The organism is Clostridium sp. Ade.TY (assembly GCF_000498355.1).
Classification (GTDB): Bacteria; Bacillota; Clostridia; order Clostridiales; family Clostridiaceae; genus Clostridium.
The window spans coordinates 32,130-54,227 of sequence record NZ_AVSV01000007.1; the positions used below are offsets into that span (position 1 = coordinate 32,130).

Here is a 22,098-nt window from a genome sequence, read left to right on the forward strand (position 1 = left end):
GTACGGTTTTTTGTTTTGGGGGAGAAAAAATATGAATGATAAGAAAATATTTATTATAGAAGATGAGGAAAAAATAAGAAATGAGTTAAGTAATTTTTTAAATAAGTATGGTTATATAACAAGTGTAGCAACAAATTTTGAAAATGTAGTTAAAGATGCAATTGATGAAGATCCACATATAATTTTGTTAGATATAAATTTACCTTATTATGATGGATATTATGTATGTAGAGAAATAAGAAAGCAAAGTGATGTTCCAATAATTGTTGTTACTAGTAGACAAAATGAAATTGATGAACTTATGAGTATGAACTTAGGTGCTGACGATTTTGTAACAAAACCTTATAATACTCAAATACTTTTGGCTAGAATAGCCTCAATTATAAAAAGGACATATAGTAATAGTAATGAAACGGAAATTTTAAATTATAATGGATTAAAATATAATTTATATAAAAGTGAAGTAGAGTTTAATAATAAAAGTATTGATTTAACTAAAAATGAAAGTAAAATATTATTTGTTTTAATGAAAAATAGTGAAAAGATAGTTTCAAGAGATGAAATAATAAAGGCTTTATGGCAATCAAATGAATTTATAGATGATAATACTTTAACAGTGAATGTGAATAGGTTAAGAAGGAAAATTGAAGAGCTTGGAGCAAATGGGTATTTAAAAACAAAAAGAGGACAAGGATATATATTAGTATGGGATTAATTGATTTTTTTAAAGATAGAATAATTTTTATAATAATAAATATATTAATTTTATTTTTTACAGGAGTTTTACTTAATGCATTGAATGTAAGTGATTTTGCTATTTTATTTGTAATAATAATGAATATGTTAAGCATTATTTTATTCCACATATATGATTATTTAAGAAAGAAAAAATATTATGATGAGCTTGAAAAAAATTTAGATGTATTAGATAAAAAGTATCTTATATCAGATGTTATTAATGAAGGAAATTTTTTAGAAAGTAAAATATTATATGACACAATTAAAAAGACAGATAAATCTATGAATGATGAAATAGCTAAATTTAAAATTAGTAATAAAGAGTATAGAGAGTATATAGAAATTTGGGTTCATGAAATAAAAACACCTATATCAACATGTAAATTATTAATAGAAAATAATTATAATGAAGTAACTAAAAGTATAGATGAAGAAATAAATAAAGTAGAAAATTATATAGAACAAGCTCTTTTTTATACAAGAAGTAATGATGTAGAAAAAGATTATATTATAAAAGAGATGAATTTATTAGATTGTATAAATAATGTTATAAGAAGAAATTCAGATGTTCTTATAAGTAAAAAGATAAAAATAAGCATTAGTAATTTGGATAAAAATATTTATTGTGATGGTAAATGGTTAGAGTTTATAGTAAATCAAATAGTAATTAATTCAATTAAATATATTGATAAAGAATTAGGTGAAATAAAATTTTATACAAGTGAAAATTCAGAAAGTATTACACTTAATATAAGTGATAATGGTATTGGAATAAAAGAAAAAGATATAAGGCGAGTATTTGAAAAAGGCTATACAGGAGAAAATGGACGTAAGTTTAGTAAAGCTACTGGTATAGGATTATATTTATGTAAAAAGTTAAGTAACAAATTAGGGGTTTTTATAAATATTAAATCTAAAGAAAACAAAGGTACAACAGTATCTATAATATTTCCAATTAATAAAATGATGATTTTTGATTAAAAATTTTAATGTGACAAATATGTAAGTTTCTCGTTATGTTCTCCTATGGCTAGATAATGTTTATAAATATAAAATTTAATTACAAAGAGTTTGTTAGGAGGATAAAAATGAGTAAAGAAATTTTAAAGGTAAATAATATAGAAAAATATTATGGGAAGAAAGGGAATATAACAAAGGCTATAAATGATATTAGCTTTTCTGTAGAAGAAGGAGAATTTGTTGGTGTTATGGGGGCATCAGGAAGCGGAAAAACGACACTTTTAAATTGTATTTCAACCATAGATAAAGTAACTAGTGGGCATATTTATTTAGAGGGGAAAGATATTACAGAAATAAAAGATAAAAGCCTTTCAAAATTTAGAAGAGAAAGATTAGGATTTATATTTCAAGACTTTAATCTTTTAGATACACTTACTGTTTATGAAAATATAGCATTAGCATTAACAGTTCAAAGAGTAAATAATAAAGAAATAGATAAAAGAGTAGAGAGTATAGGAAAAAAACTAAATATAAGTGATATATTTAATAAATATCCATATGAGATATCAGGAGGACAAAAGCAGAGAACTGCAGCAGCAAGAGCTATAATTACTAATCCAGCTTTAGTACTTGCAGATGAACCAACAGGAGCACTTGATTCAAAATCAGCTAAAATACTGTTAGAGAGTTTAGAATATTTAAATAGAAATTTAAATGCAACTATAATGATGGTAACTCATGATGCTTTTACAGCAAGCTATGCAAGCAGAATTCTTTTTATAAAAGATGGTAAAATATTCAATGAAATTGTAAAAGGAACAGATTCAAGAAAAGAGTTTTTTAATAGAATCATTGAAGTCATAACTCTTCTTGGAGGTGATTCAAACAATGTACTTTAAGTTAGCCATTAGAAATTTAAGAAGAAGTTTTAGAGATTATACTATATATTTTTTTACTTTAGTATTTGGTGTTTGTATATTTTATACTTTTAATGCAATAAAATCTCAAAGCATATTAATGGAATTAGATGAAATGCAAAAAAATGCTTTTAATTTAGCAGATCAGATTATAGGAATTGTATCAATTTTTATTGCATTTGTACTTGGTTTTTTAATTATATATGCAAATAATTATTTGATTAAGAGAAGAAAAAAAGAATTTGGTATTTATATGACATTAGGAGTTGAAAAGGGAAGTTTATCAAAATTAATTTTTTTAGAAACTTTTATTATTGGACTACTTTCTTTAGTTGTTGGAATAATTTTAGGAATATTATTATCACAAGGTATGTCAGTACTTACAGCTAAAATGTTTAGAGCAAGTTTTACTAAATTTGAGTTTGTATTTTCAAATAGTTCTTTTATAAAGACAATAATATGCTTCGTTCTTATTTATATAGTAGTGTTACTTTTTAATAGTATAAGTATTAGAAAAATAAAATTAGTTGATTTACTTATAGCTTCAAAGAAAAATGAAAAACAAACAATAAAAAATATATGGGTTTCAGTAGTTTTATTTATAATAAGTATTATTATGATTGGATATGCTTATTATAAAATATTAAGTGAAGGCATTGGAACTGTAAGTTTTAATATTGATGGTGTAGTAATTATATTTGGAGCAGTTGGAACATTTTTATTTTTTTATTCATTGACAGGGTTTCTATTAAAATTAGTTAAATCAAATAAGAAGTTTTATTTAAAAGATTTAAATATGTTTGTAACTAAACAAATAAGTAGTAAAATTAATACAACATTTATATCAATGTCTTTTATATGTTTAATGTTATTTATTGCAATATGTACATTTTCAGGAGGACTTGGAATAAATAGTGCGATAAATACTGAACTTAAAGATTTAACTCAATTTGATGCAACAATATGGAACAATAATGGAATGAACATAGTAAAAGGTTTAAGAGAGTACAATATTGATTTAAAAGATGATGTTGATGAATATAGTAGTTCAATTATGTATGAAAGTAATATTAAATATAGTGATTTTTTAAGTCATAAAGCAATTAAAGAAGAGAAATCTTATTACCCAATAACAAGTAATAAGAATATAAGTGTAATGAAAATATCGGATTTTAATTCTATTTTAAAAATGTTGAATAAAAGAACTATAAGTTTAAATGAAAGCGAGTATTTAGCATTTAGTAATATAGATAATCTTATGCCTAAAATAGATGAGAGTTTAAAAAAAGGCATTAAAATAAATTTGAATGGAAAAAGTCTTACACCGAAAAATAATAAAGTTATGAATATTACTACAGCGAATGGACTTATGAAAGGAGATATTTTAGTTTTTGTTGTAGATGATAACTTAGTAAAAAATTTAAAAATTAATCAATCAATAGTAAACATTAATTTAAAGGATAAGAAAAAATTAGAGAATATAGAAGAGAAGATAAGAGAATATAATAATAAAAAACTTAAAGATAAAGATATAATACATTGTATGAGTAAAGATGAAATGATATCAAATTCAGTTGGAATTGGAGCAATAGCTTCATATCTTGGAATGTATATTGGAATAATATTTTTAATAACAGCTTCAGTTATATTAGCAATACAACAGCTTTCTGAATCAACAGATAATATAGAAAGATATAGATTGTTAAAAAATATTGGTGTAGATAAAAAAATAATAAATAAAGCAATATTTATGCAGGTTGCAATGTATTTCTTTATTCCATTATCATTGGCGATAGTGCATTCTATAGTAGGGCTTAAGATAGCATCTCATATAGTAGCTATATTTGGTAACTCAAAAACTGTACAAAATATAATAATTACAGTAGTAGTTATTTTATTAATATATGGAGGATATTTTATTGCAACTTATATTGGTGTAAAGAAAAATATAAATGATAAATATTAGTTATTTATAGCTAGATTTTTTAATCCAGCTATAAATTTACTAAAAATTAATAAAAACGTAATAAAATGTTGACATAAAAACCTTTACATGATAATATTTGGTTATGAAATACAAAAAATGTTGAAAATAGGCTTGTAACTCTTAATTGAGGCAATACCTAAATCAAATTTAAAATTCTTATATTATATTGCTGAAATATTATAAAAATATTTTGGTTTGATTATGATGTGAGAAAAGTTTGGTTTAGGTATTTTTTTATATATTTTTAGAGTGAAATTTTGTTTTAACAAAATTAATTATAATTAAAGAAATAGGGGAGGATTTTATTTATGGCTTTTAGAATGAAAAAGAAAGGAATTTTAACAACAGCTTTATTAACAGCTGTATTAGTTGGGAATTTAGGAGGGATAAATGCCTTAGCTAAAGATAAAAGGGATAAGGTTACAGATTTTAAAAATGTTCTTAATGTAACTGCAAATCCAACATCACAAATATATGGATCATATTCAACAAACAAATATAATAACTTCTCAGATATGGGAGCATGGCATGGATATTATTTACCAACTAAAGATGCTAAAGATATATATGGTGGTTTTGCAGGACCAGTAATAATTGGAGAAGAGTATCCAGCAAATATGTCTAAAACAATTAGTAAAATTATTATAAAAAATTTAGAGACAAAAGAGGAATATGATTTAACTAAAGCAAAAAATGTAACATTTAATTATTATCCAGGAAAATTAGTTCAAACATATGAAATGAATGATTTTAATTTGAATTTAGAACTTATTTTTGCAAGTAATAGAAGTGCACTTATACAAACAAGAATAGAAAATAAAACAAATAAAGAATTAAAATTAAATTTAGAGTGGACAGGTAGTATATTTGGAGAACTTAATACAGGAAGTAGAGTTATAGATTTAAAACAAACTTTAGAAGCGACAGATAAAGGAGTTCAGGTTAATTTTTCAAATTTAAGAGATACTTGGAATTTCTTTTCAACTCCAGAAACTAAATTTACAGTTCAATATGATGGAGATGTAAAAACAGAAGTAAAAGGTAAAGAATATGTAACTAAATTAAATAATGAAGTTAAAATAGAACCTAAAAAAGAATTTAAAACTTATTCAACTCAAAGTTATACTTTTACTGATGAAGAGTTAAAAAATGAAAAGAAAAATTTAAATAAATACATAGAAAGTGGAGATAAATATTTTTCAGAAAATAATAGTCGTTGGCAAGGGTATTTAGATAAAACTTTTAATGGAATAGAAAGTACAAATAACCCTGAATATAAAAATGCAGCAGTTAAATCTATAGAAACTTTAACTACAAACTGGAGAAGTGCAGCAGGAGCAATTGAACATGATGGTATAGTTCCTTCAATGTCATATAAATGGTTTATTGGAATGTGGGCATGGGACTCATGGAAACAAGCAGTAGCTACAGCAAAATTTAATGGAGAGCTTGCTCAAGATAATATAAAAGCATTATTTGATTATCAAATTAAAGGAAATGATGAATTAAGACCACAAGATAAAGGAGCTATAATAGATGCTATTTTCTATAATAAAGATGGAGCAAGAAATGATGATGGTGGTAACTGGAATGAAAGAAATTCAAAGCCAGCATTAGCAGCATGGGCAGTTTGGAATGTATATAAAGAAACTAATGATAAGGCATTTTTAAAAGAAATGTATCCTAAGCTAGTTGAATATCATAATTGGTGGTATACAAATAGAGATCACAATAAAAATGGTATAGCTGAATATGGTGGAATGGTACATGATGCACACTGGTTGTATGATGAAAATGGAAATATTATAAAAGATGAAAAAGGAAATCCTAAATTTAATGAAGACGAAGTAATATTAGCAGCTGCTTGGGAAAGTGGTATGGATAATGCTACAAGATTCGATAAAGAAGGAGCAGGCGGAGAAGATATTGGCGTAAAAGTATTTGAAAATAAAGATAAAAATGGAAAGCTTCTTGGATATTCTATAAACCAAGAATCAGTTGACTTAAATGCATATCTTTATGCCGAAAAAGCATTCTTAAAATCAATGGCAAAGGAGCTTGGGAATTCAGCTGATGCAAATAAATATGATAAAGAAGCAAAATATGTAAGAGAATATGTAAGTGAAAATATGTTTGATGAAAAAACAGGATTCTTCTATGATCTTCAAATAAGCGAAGATGGAAATAAGAAAAATATGTTAGATGAAAGAGGTAAAGGAACTGAAGGTTGGATTCCTTTATGGGCAAAAATGGCTACTAAAGAGGAAGCAGAAAAAGTTAAAGATAATATGGTTGATCCAGGCAAATTCGATACTTTTGTTCCTTTTCCAACTGCATCAAAAGATAATCCAAAATATAATCCAAGCAAATATTGGAGAGGACCAGTATGGCTTGATCAAGCATTATATGGCGTAGAAGCTCTTCAAAATTATGGATATAATAAAGATGCTGAAAGAATGGCTAAAAAGTTATTTAATAATGCAGAAGGTTTAATGGGAGATGCCCCAATTAGAGAAAATTATAATCCAGAAACAGGGGAAGGACTTCATACTAAAAACTTTAGTTGGTCAGCATCAGCATATTATTTAATGTACAAAAATACATTAACTTCTAAAAAGACTACATCACAAGAAGCTATAGCAATTCCAATATTAAATAGTAAACCAGAAGATAATAAGCCTGGTGATGATAACAAACCAGGTGATAACAACAAACCAGGTGATAACAATAAACCAGGTGATAACAATAAACCAGAAAACAAACCAGAAAACAAACCAGAAAATAATAAACCGGAAAATAATAAACCAAGTAATGAAAGTAATCCAAGTGTTGATAATAGTAAACCTATGCCAGACACAGGATACAATTTAGGATTTGCAGGGATTTTAGCTGCTACTTCTATAGCTGCTGGAATAGGATTAATAAAGAGAAGAAAAAAATAAAAATTTAATTAGTAAATAGAGCAATATTATCATTGCTCTATTTATTTTATATTTAACTAATGGTTAAATAAATAAACTATTATTCAACTATATTTCCATTGTTTGGATAAATAATAAATTATATAATTTAAATATAAGATCTTATAAATATATTTTGAGGGAGAATTTTATGGAACTATCAGTTGGTGAGGTTATATATAAACTTAGAAAAGAAAGAAAAATAACACAGGAAAAGTTAGCAAATGCAGTTGGAGTATCTTCTCAAGCAGTATCAAAATGGGAAAGCAAAATATCATATCCTGATATTACTATATTACCATCTATAGCAAGGTTTTTTGATATAAGTATAGATGAACTTTTAAATTTTAATAAAGATATTTCTAATGAAGATGTTATGGAAATTATGAAAAGTTTAGCAAAAATTTTTGAAAATGAAGGTATGGAAAAAGCACTTGAAGCTTCAGAAAAAGTTTTGATAGAATATCCTAATAATTTATTTTTAAAATTTAGACTAGGTTCTTTATATATGATGTATATGGGAAGTGCAACTAGTGAAGATAGAGTTAAGGATATTTTAAATAAAGCTATTATTTTATTAGAAGAATCCTCCACTAGTCCTAATAATGAAATAAGTGAAGCATCAAAATATATATTAAGTTCTTTATATACTATGAATGAACAATGGGATAAAGCAGAAGAAATTTTATTAAGTTTACCAAAAGTAACATTGGATAGAGATGATATGTTAATAGCACTTTATATAAATCAAAATAAATATGATAAGGCAAAAGAAATACTAATAAATTTAACTTTAAAAAGAGTTGTTAATATTATACAAGCATTAGATACTTATATAAGTATTTCTTTTAAAGAAAGCAATATAAAAAGAGCGAAAGAAATACTTAATATTCAAAATGAAATAATAAAAATATTTAAATTAGAGGGAATATATAATGTTAGTAGTAATATTATGTTTGCATCTATGTATGCAAAGGAGCATAATGATTTAAAAACTTTAGAGCATATACAATATGTTATAGAACATGTAAATGATAAATATGATTTTAATGGGCATATATTATTTGATGGAGTAAAACTTTCAGAGGCTATTCATTCTAAAGAATATGTTATAGGAAATTTAATAAAAATATTAAAGGGTGAATTAGAAGAAGAGAGTGAATATAAATTTTTAAAAGATGATGATAGATTTAAAGAATTAATTAAAAAATTAGAAAGGTTAGTATAATAAAAAAAGATGGGTGATTAATCCATCTTTTATTTTTCTATATTAATTTTACGCTCAGGTATTTTATAATCTAAAAGTTCTTCAATTTTATTTAAATGACCTTCATGTCTTGGAACTACAAACATACAAGTATAACCATCTTCTCCAGCTCTACCAGTTCTTCCTATTCTATGAATATAACTTTCTGGAGTTTCAGGAACATCATAGTTATAAATATGAGTAACTCCAGTTATATCTATGCCCCTAGCTGCGACATCAGTTGCTATTAAATATTGAATGTCAGCTTTTCTAAAAGATTTTATTGTTCTTTCACGCTTTGCTTGTGGGATATCACTATGTATTTTTTGACAGTTAAATCCTCTTTTATGCATTGCTTCTTCTAAGTCATCAACTCTTCTTTTAGTTCTACAAAAAATTATTGCCATAAAAGGATTATCTTCTTTTAAAGTCTCGCATAAAGAATCTTGTTTCCATCTATCAGTTGTAAAAACAACATTTTGTTTTATTTTATCAACTGTAATATTTTCTTCTTTAATTTCAACTAAAACTGGATCTTTCATATATCTATAGGCAAGTTTTTTCACTTTAGAATCAAGAGTTGCTGAAAAACAAAGTGTTTGACGCTTTTTTGGAATATGCTTCATAATTTCATCTATTTCATTTTTAAATCCCATAAAAAGAATTTGGTCTGCTTCATCTATAACAATTGTTTTAAGTTTACTTAAATTTATGCTTTTTCTTTTTATATGATCTATTAATCTACCTGGAGTTGCTACTATTAAATGAATAGTATTTTTAAGTTTTTTTATTTGAGATGAAACATCTTTTCCACCATAGGCTGCAAGAATATTAATTTCATTATTTATATTAAGTTTATTTGCTTCGTCAGTTATTTGTATAGCAAGTTCTCTAGTTGGAGATATAATAAGAACTTGTGTAAAATTATCTTTAGTAGATATAGATTGAAATAATGGTAGTAAAAAAGCTAAAGTTTTACCAGTTCCAGTTTTTGCTTCACCAATAACATCTTTTTTATCTAAAATATAAGGTATACATTCAGCTTGGATAGGAGTAGGTTCTTTAATACCATTTTTATTTAAAGTTTTAACTATATTATTATTTAATCCTAAATTATTAAAATTCATTAATTATTATCCTTTCAATAAAAAATATAAAAATGGAGCTTGGTATCCGGCGAAAGACAACCAAGCTCCACAATTAATTAGCACTTTACGTACCAACTGCTAGATAATCATATCATTTAAATTTATGTGAGTCAACAAATTTATTACCTAAAAATAAATTATTTTTATAAAAATAAACTATTATAATACAAATAATATAAATATTTACAATGAATTCTTGGTATGGTATATTATTAATAATATTAAGAATAACATGAAAATTATTTATAAATCTGTAAGAATTAATTTTGTTACAGGTATATTATAAATGATTTTGGTATTACTCTGTAAATTATAAGTTTGCATGGTATACATACCTTAAATAGGATTTTCCTATTATAAAGGTATTTTTTTTTGCAAATAAATAAGGAACATTATATTTATAAAAATATAAATTAAAAATTATAAAGAGAGGAGATGATTTTTTATGAAGTTGATTTTAAAATATTTGAAAAAATATAAAATTTTAATTTCATTAAATATAGTGTCAGTATTTGGCTTTGCCCTAGTGGAACTTGGTATACCAACTGTAATGGCTAAAATTATAGATGTTGGGATTGTTTATAATGATGTCCCGTATATAAGGGAAATGGGAATTATTATTGTTCTTATATCTATAATAGGATCTATTGGAACTATTATTTTGGGATATTGTTCTTCAAAAATTTCAACGAGTATAACAAGAGATATTCGAAATGATATATTTTCTAAAGCACAAGAATTTTCTCATAGTGAATATGATAAATTTGGAATATCTTCTATGATTACTAGAACTACTAATGATGCATTCCAATTACAACAATTCGTAAATACTGTTTTAAGAACAGCACTCATTACACCAGTAATGTTTACTATCAGTTTAATAATGATAATAAGAACAAGCTTATCATTATCTTTAGTATTAGCTATAACAATTCCTTTTATAATAGCAGGAGTAGTTATTATAGCTAAAACATCTCACCCTATGTCAAAAAGCCAACAGAAAGGTTTAGATAAATTAAATAGAATATCTAGGGAAAATTTAACTGGAATAAGAGTTATAAGAGCTTTTGGAAATGAAGAACATGAAACAGAAAGATTTAAAGATACAAATGAAAGTTACGCTGATGTTTCAAAAAAATTAAACAAACTTATGTCAATTACTCAACCAACATTCTTTTTCTTACTTAACTTAGCAATAATAGCTATATTTTGGATTTCTAGTCATATGATTAATACTGGATCTTTAGAAGTCGGACAATTAGTTGCATTTATTGAATATTTATTTCATGCTATGTTTTCAATAATGTTATTTTCATTAGTTTTTGTAATGTATCCAAGAGCAGAAGTATCAGCAAATAGAATACAAGAATTATTGGATGAAGAACCATTAATTAAAAATCCTATAAATGGAATTAAAGATATAAAAGGTGAAGGAAAAATAGAATTTAAAAATGTTACTTTTACATATCCTTATGGAGAAGAACCAGTACTTAAAAATATATCATTTACTGCTAATAAGGGTGAGACAATAGCTTTTATAGGAAGTACTGGTAGTGGTAAAAGTACACTTATAAATTTAATTCCTAGATTTTATGATGTTACAGATGGAAGTATAAAAATTGATGGAGTAGATGTTAGAGATTATGATCTTAAATCTCTAAGAACTAAAATTGGTTTTATTCCACAAAAAACATTATTATTTACAGGAAGTATAGGTAAAAATATAAAGTTTGGTAAAAGGGATGCAAATAAGGATGAACTTATTCATTCAGCTAAGGTATCACAAGCATATGACTTTATAGTAAAAAAACCTAACAGTTTTGATGAAGAGATAAGTGAAGGTGGATCAAATGTATCTGGTGGACAAAAGCAAAGATTATCTATTGCAAGAGCAGTAGTTAGAAAACCAGAAATATATATATTTGATGATAGTTTTTCAGCACTTGATTTTAAAACAGATGCTATATTAAGAGCTAAACTTAAAGAAGAGATACAAGATTCAATTGTTTTAATAGTTGCTCAAAGAATTAGTTCAATACTAGATGCTAATAAGATAATTGTATTAAATGAAGGTGAAGTTGTAGGAGAGGGAACTCATAAGGAATTACTTAAATCTTGTGAAATTTATTATGAAATTGCTACATCACAACTTACAAAGGAGGAATTAGAAGATGAATAAATTTAAAAATTTAAAGATTACTTTTAATAAAATTTCTCCTTATATAAAGCCTTATAAAATAGGTTTTATGATGGCTATATTATTTATAGTATTTGCAGCAATTATAAGTGCATTATCTCCAAAGGTTGAAGGTCTTATAATTACTAAGCTTACAGAAGATGTAATTGAAATGTCAAAAGGGGTAATAGGAGCAAGTGTAGATTTTGCTTATATTACTAAAATTTTAATTATACTAGCAATACTTTATGTTTCATATACAGTTTTAACTTATGCAGCAAACTTTTTATTAACAAATGCAATTCAAAATACAATGAGAGATTTAAGAAATTCTCTTTTAAATAAGATTAGAAAGTTACCTATAAGTTATTTTGATAAAAATAGCTATGGAGATATTTTAAGTCGTATTTCCAATGATGTTGATACAATATCAAATGCACTTCAACAAAGTTTTAGTCAAGTTGTTAACTCAATACTTGCAGTAACTTTAGCTGTGGCAATGATGTTTACTATTAATGTAACTATGGCAATACTTGCAACACTAATTATTCCTATTAGTTATTTAGTTTCAAGATTTATAGTAAAAAAATCTCAAAGGTTATTTAAGAAACAACAAAATGCTTTAGGGAAGTTAAATGGAAGTGTACAAGAAATGTATACTGGATTTAATGAAATAAAGTTATATGGAAAGCAAGATGATGCAATTAAGGAATTTAAAGAAATAAATGAAGAGCTTTGTACAAATGGATTTAAGGCACAGTTTGTATCAGGACTTATGTCACCTTTAGTTTCTTTAGTAACTTATTTAGGAATTGCAGTTATGGCTTTTATAGGACCTATTTATGCAATTAAAGGGATAATTACAGTTGGTAATTTACAAGCATTTATTCGTTATATATGGCAAATAAATCAACCACTTTCACAAATAACTCAGCTATCTTCAAGTATACAATCAGCTTTTGCAGCCGTTGACCGTGTATTTGAAATATTAGATGAAAGAGAAGAAACACCTGACCCTATAAAGCCAATTAAAATTAAAAATTTACGTGGGGATGTAACATTTGAGCATGTTAAGTTTGGATATAGCAAAGATAAAATTTTAATAAAAGATTTAAATGCTAAAGTTAAAAGTGGTCAAATGGTTGCAATAGTTGGACCAACTGGAGCAGGAAAAACAACATTAATAAATTTACTTATGAGATTTTATGATATTAATGGTGGTTCGATAAAAATAGATGGTGTTGATACTAAAGATATGAAGCGTGAAGATTTACGTTCAATGTTTGGTATGGTATTACAAGACACATGGCTTTTTAATGGAACAATATATGATAATATTGAGTATGGTAGATTTGGAGCAACTAAAGAAGAAATAGTTAATGCTTGTAAAATTGCAAATGTACATCATTTTATTAAAACTTTACCTGATGGATATAATATGTTTTTAAATGAGGAAGCATCAAATATATCTCAGGGTGAAAAACAACTCTTAACTATTGCAAGAGCTATAATAAAAGATCCAGCAATACTTATATTAGATGAAGCTACAAGTTCAGTAGATACAAGGCTTGAACAGCTACTTCAAAAAGCTATGCAAAACATAATGAAAGGTAGAACAAGTTTTGTTATTGCACATAGACTGTCTACAATACGTAATGCAGATTTAATATTAGTTATTAATGAAGGTAATATTATAGAACAAGGAAATCATGAAGAGCTTATGGCCAAAAAAGGATTTTATGAGAAACTTTATAATAGTCAATTTGCAAATAAGTAATATAATTTTTTCAAAAAGAAAAAAATAACAAAAAAAGATTAAATAAACAGAAAATAAGTGTTGTTATATATATAATAATATGTTATTATTAATTGGTAGCAGGAAATGCTAACAATAAGAAAAGTTTCTCTTAGGTATATAATTACTCTTAAATTAATTAGAGGTTATTATCAATTTGAATCTTTTAATTTAGGAGGATTTATTATGACAGATAAGACAATAAAATGTAGAGATTGTGGAGAAGAATTCGTATTCACAGTAGGAGAACAAGAATTCTACAAAGAAAAAGGATTCACAAATGAACCTGTAAGATGTCCAGCTTGTAGAAGAGCTAAAAAAGAACAAAATAATAGAAGATAATTCAAATTATTATAAAGCTGTAGTGTAAACTACAGCTTTTTTTATTGTTTAAAAAAAATATAATAATAAGTTTACATTAACTTGTATATTAAAGATAAAATATTTAAAAATAAGCTAGTATTTATCTGAATTTTATTATATAAGCTAATAAATGAGAAAAATTTTTAGATTACATGTATATAACTTTAAAAATATACGATTTATATTTTTAACTATATTAATAATGTATATACAAAATAATTAAATTATAAATTATTTTTAAAAATAACTGTTTCAAACTATTTTTTAATTTTTGAAAAAATCTTATAAAGTGTTATATTTCTTTATGTACTAATGCAAAAAAGAAAAGGTGGATGATGTATGAAAGAAGGTAATAGCAAAAAAAATTTAAAAAAGGTTTATAGTTTTGGAATATTAATTTTATGGTGTGTAGTAGCATTAGTCTTAGTATTTAATTCTCCATCTCTAACTAAATTAGTTAGTGTTAAAGGAGGAATTCAATTACCTAATGATTATTCTTCAAAAATTTCAAGTATATTAAAAGATAATAACAAGTTTAATAGTAATGATAGCTACATAGCAGTTTTTCATTCAGATAATGGACTAAATAATATTGATAAACAAAACATTAAAAATACTATTGAAAATTTAAAACAGGATAAAGATAGTATTTATATAAAAAGTATAGTAGATAGTTTTGATACGCCAGAATTAAAATCACAATTAGTATCAGATAATAATAAAACAATAATGGCATTAATAACAATAGACCCTAAGGGTGATAAAACTAATGTAATAAAAAAAGCTATAGATAGTAAGCTAAATACACCAGGAGTTTCTACATATCTTACAGGAGAAAAGCTAATAGAATCAGATGTTAATTTGGCAGCTCAAAGTGGACTTAATAAAACTCAAAATATAACAGTTGTATTTATATTTATCGTTCTTATATTATTATTTAGGTCAATAGTTACACCGTTTGTGCCATTACTTACTGTAGGAATAAGTTATCTAGCTGCACAATCTGTTGTAGCAATACTAGCGAATAAATATAATTTTCCACTTTCAAATTATACACAAATATTTATGATATGTATTATGTTTGGAATAGGAACAGATTATTCTATATTGCTTTTAAATAGATTTAAAGCAGAAATAGCAGGAGGTAAAGATAAATATGAAGCTGTAAAAATTACATATAAAACAGCAGGGAAAACTGTATTGTCAAGTGCAATACCTGTATTTGTAGTTTTTGCATCATTAAATTTTATTGGATTTAATCTTTATAGAAGTGCTGTAGCAGTTGCTATTGGGATAGTATTTTTAATAATTGCATTATTTACTATATTTCCAGCAGTTATGACGATTTTAGGTAAAAATATATTTTGGCCTGTTAAAAAGAAAATTTCAGTTGAAGAAAACAAATTGTGGGGTAAACTTGGAAATTTTGCTTTTAGTAAGCCAATACCAACATTGATAGCTATATTAGTAATAACGATTATACCGATATTATTTAATAATTGGAATGAATCTTTTAATAATCTAAATGAAATAGGTAATAATTACTCAGCAAAAAAAGGATTTAATATTGTAGCTGATGATTTTGGAATAGGTAAAGCTTCACCAGTATCAATATATATTGAAAATGATGATAACATGAAGAAGCCAGAATATATTGCTTTAATAGAAAAGATATCAAATGATATAGAAAACTCAAATAAAGATATTACTTCAGTACTAAGTGTTACAAGACCAACAGGAAGTAGGTTAGATGAGATATATGTTAATAATCAAGCAGGAGATGTCTATAAAGGAATAAATAAAGCAAATGGAGGCCTAAATCAAATTAAAGATGGATTAAATACAGCAGGAAATAAAATAAACAGTTCTAAGTCAAAACTTAAAGGAGCAGAAGAAGGAACTGAAAGATTACAAAATGGTACACTTAAGACTAAAAATGGTGTTAATGAACTTCAAAAAGCATTAAATGAATTAGTAAATAGTATTAATTTAGAACATAATGGAGCAACAGAACTTAAGGATGGAGTAGATAAGGCAAAGAATAAATTAGATAGTTTAAAATTTAGTAAAACAGAAATTGAAAATGCTTATAATGATATAACAGGCAAAGCAGGTGAAATATTAGATAAAGTAAGTAATTTTAATAATTTAATTGATAATAATGGATTAGTAAATGTTAATAATAAACAGATAAAAGATACTATATCATCAGTTAAAAATAATTTAAATGAATATTTAAAAATTCATCCTGAAGCAGAAAAAGATAAGAATTTTCAAAAATTTATAAATGATTTAAATAGTTTAGACAGTAATACTAATAATATTCAAGGTAAAGCAAATGATAATTTATTAAATAAAGTGAAGGGTTTAAATAGTGATATAAATTATTTAAATAATTGTTTAAAAGAATTAAATAACAAAAAAACTAAAATAATAAATGACTTAAATAATTTTAATTCAGGTATAGAACAGGTTGAAAATGGATTAAATGCGTTAGATTCAGGACTTTCAAAATCATTGAAAGGTGGAAAAGAAATATCAGGAAAAGTACCTGAAATATCAAGTGCATTATCTAAAATAGCAGCAGGACAAGAACAAATAGAAAATGGATTTAAAGAATTTAGCTCACAAATAAATGAATTATCAGATGGATTAAAAACTGGTTCAAATGGTATTGAAGAGATACAAAATGGTCTTAGATATGCAAATGGATTCATTAATGATTGGTCTAATCTTTCATATAACCTTTCTGGAATTTGTGTTCCAGTAGAAGTATTTAGTAATAGTGAATTTAGACAATCATTAAACCAATATATGAGTTCAGATGGAAAGCTTGCTGTTATAAATGTAATAACAACAAAGAATCCATACTCAAATGAAGCAGTAGATGCAATTCCAAAGCTTGAAAATGTAGTTAAAAATAGTGTTAAAGGAACACATCTTGAAAATGCAAATATTGGAGTTGGAGGAATAGCAAGTACAACTTATGAAACTAAAATGATGGCTCAAAAAGATTATGATAAAGCATTAGTATTTGTAATTATTGGGGTATCCATAGCATTAGTAATAATTTTAAGATCATTAGTAATGCCAATATATTTGATGGCATCACTTATTTTAACTTATTTTACTTCAATAAGTATAATTCAGTTTGTTGTTGAAAAGATAATGGGATATCCAGGTATCTCATGGATAACATCATTTTTCGGATTCGTAGTGTTGATGGCTCTTGGCATAGATTATTCTATATTTATAATGACAAGATTTAATCAAGATGAAAATAGTGATATGAAGACTCGCATAGTTACAACAATGAGATTAATGGGAGGCGTAATACTTTCAGCAGTAATTATATTAAGTGGAACATTTGCAGCATTACTTCCTTCAGGAGTATTATCACTTGTTGAAATATCAATGGTTGTGTTAACAGGTATAGTACTTTATGTTGTAGTTATATTACCACTATTTATTCCAGCTATGGTTAAAATATTTGGTAAGGCAAATTGGTGGCCATTTAAAGTTGTAATAGAAAAAAAGGATAATAATCATACTGATTAATTATAAAAAAAGAAAGCCTAAAAATTAGGTTTTCTTTTTTATAATTATATATAATAAATTACTTATATAATAAATAATATAATAATATATTACTTATTTATATAATGGATGTATAATAAAATTATAATTTATAGTGTAAAGTGGAGGGAATGTGATGAGCTTAAGATTAACATATGATGAAAAAATGAATTTAAAAAAGAGGGGTATATTAGCTCAGAAGCAAGAGGGTTATTATACAATTAGATTTTTAAGTAAAGTTGGATATTTTGAAGCAGATGAAATAATAGCATTAAGTAATATAGCAAAAAGATATGGTAATGGAGAAGTAAGCTTAACTAGTAGATTAACAGTTGAGGTTCCTTATATAGAAGAAAAAAATATAGAAAATGTAGTAGCTTATGCGAAAGAAAATGGATTAAGAATTGGTGGAGCTGGAAAAACTGTTAGAGCAGTAATAGCATGTAAAGGAAATGTATGTATACATGGACTTATAGATACAAGAAAGCTTGGAAATGAAATTGAAGATAAATTTTTTGGAAGAAATCTTATTGGTAAGTTTAAAATTGGAGTTTTTGGATGTGTAAATAGTTATGGAAAAGCACAAAGTAATGATTTATCTATAATGCCAACTAGAAATTTAGAAACTTCAAATATAGAATATTTAATATTTTTAGGTGGAAGACTTGGAAGAAATGCAAGACTTGCAAAGCCTATGGAAAGAAAATTTAAAAGAGAAGAACTTATGAATATTATAGAATCAATAATTGAATATTATGATAAAAATGCAAATGAAAATGAAAGATTTGCAGAGCTTATAGAAAGAGTTTCTTTAAAAGAGGTAGAAAACTCTATAAATAAAATATTTGATAGTAAGATTAAATAGAAGAGAGGTGGCTTTAAATGGTATCAATTGATAATTTTGTATTAGATTCAATTAAGAGACTAGAAAGTTTAAAGCCTTTAAATTGTTTGGATATAAGGTCATACAAAAAAAATAGAAAAGTTATTATAGAAAAATTAGAAGATAGTTATAATCTTTATGAAGATGGATTTCATAAGGAAGAATTTTATAATTTAAATATAGATAAGTTGAAAAAACTTCTCAAAACAATAGAAAAAAGAGAATTCCCAAGAAGTAATAAATTAAGATTTTATATATTAGACTCAAAAGATAGTAGTGTTTGTAGAGCAAATTATAGAGAAGAAATTGAGGAATCTGAAGAAGATGAAGATGACTTAAATGTATTTATAGAATGTGATTATAGTATATTTTCTCCAATTAGAAACATAATAGAAAGTAATGATGGAAATATTGATAATATTGATTTTAGTGGATTAGTATCTATAAAGGCTAAAGTTAATGAAGCTTTATATAAAAAATTAAAAGATTATACAAAAGATAATTTAAATGCGAATATGTATGCTTGTTAAGAAAAAACTCTGATAAACAAATAATTGTTTTATCAGAGTTTTTATATAATATAATTCAATTATAATATTATAATCTTTTAGCCAAATATTTACTTGAATTAAATAAGCAATTAATTGAGGAACTGTCATAAGTTGACCATACCATGGTGTTTTATAAGATGAACCCTTAGTATCTACTATTTCTTTAATTTTTTTATATCTATAATTTGTAATATAGGAGAAGTTTTATCCTGAAGAATATTACTCATTTCTTTGCAAACTAAGTCTGTATACAAAGGATTATGAGTTTGTAGGGACTCTTTTTTCTATAAAGTATATCTTGAGGTAAATATCCTTCAAATGCTTGTCTTAAAAGACCTTTTTCTCTATCATTTAATAATTTAATATTACTTGGAATATTAAAAGCATATTCAACAATTTTTTTGTCAGCAAAAGGAACTCTAACTTCAAGGCTATTTGCCATACTCATTCTATCTTTACGAGTAAGAAGAGTTACCATAAACCATTTAAGATTTAAATAAAATAATTCTCTCATTCTATATTCTTCTGAAGATTCACCACTTAAATGGGGTACTTCATTTAATAAATAAAACTAAAGCTTATAAAAATAATAATATAGTTTACTTAGATACTCATTAATGGTATTTAAGTGATGGAGGAATTATATCAACAAATAAAATGTTAGATGAAGTAAATACTGCTATAACTAAGTAAAAAAACTTTGTAACAAAAATAAACTAAAAGTTGTATTATAATGATAATTTATAATACAACTTTTAAATTTTTAGATAAATTATAAATATTTGATATAATGTATATTAAATAATAAAATTTAATACGAAAGAGAGGGATAAATTATGCTTAAAGAGTTTATAAAATATTATAAGCCTTACAAAAAGCTATTTATATTAGACTTATTTGCAGCCTTTACAGTAGCTTTATGTGATTTGGTATATCCTATGATAACAAGAAATATAATGGACGATGTTGTTCCAGAAAAGAATTTTAGGTTGCTTGTAATATTTGGAGTAACATTATTACTAATATTTATACTGAAAGCTGGTTTAAATTATTTTATGCAATATTGGGGACATGTTGTTGGGGTTAGGATGCAAGCTGATATGAGAGAAAAGGTATTTGTTCATCTTCAAAAGCTCCCAAGTTCTTATTTTAGTAATAACAAAACAGGTGTTATAATGTCTAGAATAATAAATGATCTTATGGATATATCAGAACTTGCACATCATGGACCTGAAGATTTATTTATATCTATAGTAATTATATTTGGGTCTTTCTTTATATTGCTTGGAATAAATGTTCCACTTACAATAATAGTTTTTTCTATACTTCCACTTATAATTTTATTTGCAATAACTCAAAGAAAAAGAATGAGTAGAGCTTTTAAAGAAACTAGGGTTAAAATTGGAGAAGTTAATGCTACTTTAGAAAATAGTATAGCTGGAATTAGAGTTACTAAATCTTTTTGTAACGAAGAAGAAGAACTTAAAAAGATGAAGGAATCTAATGCAGTATTTAAAAGGGCTAGAGAAAAAGCGTATAGAGTAATGGCAAGTTACTTTTCTGGTATGTTTTTTGGAACTGACTTTTTAGAATTAGTTGTTTTAATAGTTGCAGGATATTTTACTTATATGGATTATATTACTTTAGGTGATTTTGCTGCATACTTACTTTATGTAAAAATGTTTATGCAGCCTATTAGAAAGCTAATAAACTTTACAGAGCAATATCAAAATGGTATGACTGGATTTGAAAGATTTATGGAGATAATTCACGAGGAAACAGAAAAAGAATGTGAAAATCCAATAGAATTAAAAGAAGTAAAAGGTGATATTGAAATAGAAAATCTATCTTTTACATATGAAGAGGAAAATGAAGTACTTAATAATATTAATTTAAAAATAGATGCAGGAAAAACAGTAGCACTTGTTGGACCTTCTGGTGGTGGTAAAACAACTCTATGTAGTCTTATACCAAGATTTTTTGATTTTGAATATGGTGATATAAAAATAGATGGCGTAAGTGTTAAAGATGTAAGTTTAAATTCTCTTAGAAATAATATTGGAGTTGTAGCACAAGATGTATTTTTATTTACAGGTACAGTAAAGGAAAATATAACAATAGGAGATAACAATGCTACAGATGAAGATATAATAGAAGCTTGTAAAAGGGCAAAAATACATGATTTTATAATGTCTCTTCCAAATGGATATGATACTTATATAGGTGAAAGAGGAGTAAAATTATCAGGAGGACAAAAACAAAGAGTATCAATAGCTAGAATATTTTTAAAGAATCCTCCTATTATGATACTAGATGAAGCTACATCAGCTCTTGATAATGTAACTGAAAAAGAAATACAAAAGTCATTAGAAGAGTTAAGTAAAAATAGAACAAACTTAATTGTAGCTCATAGATTATCTACAATAAAAAATGCAGATGAAATAATTGTTTTAACTGAAAATGGAATAGAAGAGAGAGGTACTCATAAAGATCTTATAGAAAAAGGTGGAGTATATTCAAAGCTTCATAGAAAATAAAAAAAAAGTATAAGTTTTTTAATTTAACTTAAAAAACTTATACTTTTTTATATTTATATGCAAAAATTTAATTTTAAAAAACATAAACACGAATATTGACTAAATGAATTAAGTATAATATTATATAAATATACGAAATATAAAGTTTAAAAAATAAAAAAATAATCGTATAATATCGTAAATAAGGTTCGATAGTTTCTACCAAGCCACCGTAAATGGTTTGACTACGATTTTTCTAAAGAGTATAGAAACAATCCTTTA

14 protein-coding genes, 1 pseudogene and 1 riboswitch are annotated in these 22,098 nt (G+C 25.2%); of the genes and pseudogenes, 13 read left to right on the top strand and 2 right to left on the bottom strand.

Annotated elements, in window-relative coordinates; genetic code table 11:
• Positions 1-31: 31 nt before the first annotated feature.
• From O212_RS0103230 to O212_RS16145, 6 genes are all read left to right on the top strand, one after another.
• Positions 32-715 (top strand): response regulator transcription factor, encoded by a 684-nt coding sequence (locus O212_RS0103230; protein WP_024613726.1) that lies wholly within the window; start codon positions 32-34, stop codon positions 713-715.
• Positions 706-1,719, top strand: coding sequence for a sensor histidine kinase (locus O212_RS0103235; protein WP_024613727.1), 1,014 nt, complete (start codon positions 706-708; stop codon positions 1,717-1,719). The genes O212_RS0103230 and O212_RS0103235 overlap by 10 nt, the downstream gene beginning before the upstream one ends.
• Positions 1,720-1,826: 107 nt before the next feature.
• Positions 1,827-2,597: an ABC transporter ATP-binding protein gene (locus tag O212_RS0103240; protein WP_024613728.1), complete on the top strand. Its 771-nt coding sequence runs from the start codon at positions 1,827-1,829 to the stop codon at positions 2,595-2,597.
• Positions 2,587-4,581, top strand: coding sequence for an ABC transporter permease (locus tag O212_RS0103245; RefSeq protein ID WP_024613729.1), 1,995 nt, complete (start codon positions 2,587-2,589; stop codon positions 4,579-4,581). The genes O212_RS0103240 and O212_RS0103245 overlap by 11 nt, the downstream gene beginning before the upstream one ends.
• A gap of 329 nt (positions 4,582-4,910) precedes the next feature.
• Positions 4,911-7,544, top strand: a complete 2,634-nt coding sequence (gene ygjK / locus O212_RS0103250) for an alpha-glucosidase (protein ID WP_024613730.1) — start codon at positions 4,911-4,913, stop codon at positions 7,542-7,544.
• A gap of 169 nt (positions 7,545-7,713) precedes the next feature.
• Positions 7,714-8,790 (top strand): helix-turn-helix transcriptional regulator, encoded by a 1,077-nt coding sequence (locus O212_RS16145; protein WP_024613731.1) that lies wholly within the window; start codon positions 7,714-7,716, stop codon positions 8,788-8,790.
• Positions 8,791-8,819: 29 nt separating this feature from the next.
• On the opposite strand, the gene O212_RS0103260 is transcribed toward O212_RS16145, so the two are convergent.
• On the bottom strand, positions 8,820-9,935 hold the full coding sequence (locus tag O212_RS0103260; protein WP_029699148.1) for a DEAD/DEAH box helicase: 1,116 nt from the start codon (positions 9,933-9,935) through the stop codon (positions 8,820-8,822).
• A gap of 466 nt (positions 9,936-10,401) precedes the next feature.
• On the opposite strand from O212_RS0103260, the gene O212_RS0103265 reads away from it, so the two are divergent.
• From O212_RS0103265 to O212_RS0103290, 6 genes are all read left to right on the top strand, one after another.
• On the top strand, positions 10,402-12,135 hold the full coding sequence (locus O212_RS0103265; protein ID WP_024613732.1) for an ABC transporter ATP-binding protein: 1,734 nt from the start codon (positions 10,402-10,404) through the stop codon (positions 12,133-12,135).
• A complete protein-coding gene (locus O212_RS0103270; RefSeq protein WP_024613733.1) occupies positions 12,128-13,909 on the top strand; it encodes an ABC transporter ATP-binding protein in 1,782 nt (593 codons plus the stop codon). The genes O212_RS0103265 and O212_RS0103270 overlap by 8 nt, the downstream gene beginning before the upstream one ends.
• Positions 13,910-14,113: 204 nt before the next feature.
• Positions 14,114-14,269, top strand: a complete 156-nt coding sequence (locus O212_RS0103275; protein WP_024613734.1) for a zinc-ribbon domain-containing protein — start codon at positions 14,114-14,116, stop codon at positions 14,267-14,269.
• A 360-nt stretch (positions 14,270-14,629) separates the two neighbouring features.
• Positions 14,630-17,848 (top strand): MMPL family transporter, encoded by a 3,219-nt coding sequence (locus O212_RS0103280; RefSeq protein WP_024613735.1) that lies wholly within the window; start codon positions 14,630-14,632, stop codon positions 17,846-17,848.
• Between the two features lie 154 nt (positions 17,849-18,002).
• Complete coding sequence (locus O212_RS0103285; RefSeq protein WP_024613736.1) at positions 18,003-18,731, top strand: nitrite reductase; 729 nt, start codon at positions 18,003-18,005, stop codon at positions 18,729-18,731.
• A gap of 17 nt (positions 18,732-18,748) precedes the next feature.
• Positions 18,749-19,279, top strand: a complete 531-nt coding sequence (locus O212_RS0103290) for a DUF1949 domain-containing protein (protein ID WP_024613737.1) — start codon at positions 18,749-18,751, stop codon at positions 19,277-19,279.
• Between the two features lie 51 nt (positions 19,280-19,330).
• Here O212_RS0103290 and O212_RS16360 read toward each other — a convergent pair.
• Positions 19,331-19,862: pseudogene (locus O212_RS16360) on the bottom strand (asparagine synthase C-terminal domain-containing protein); the annotation flags it as partial.
• A gap of 274 nt (positions 19,863-20,136) precedes the next feature.
• Between O212_RS16360 and O212_RS0103300 the strand changes: the two are divergent.
• Positions 20,137-21,837 carry an ABC transporter ATP-binding protein gene (locus tag O212_RS0103300; protein WP_024613739.1) on the top strand — a complete coding sequence of 567 codons (1,701 nt, stop codon included), beginning with the start codon at positions 20,137-20,139 and terminating at the stop codon, positions 21,835-21,837.
• Between the two features lie 145 nt (positions 21,838-21,982).
• Positions 21,983-22,084, top strand: a riboswitch (purine riboswitch).
• Positions 22,085-22,098: the final 14 nt, after the last annotated feature.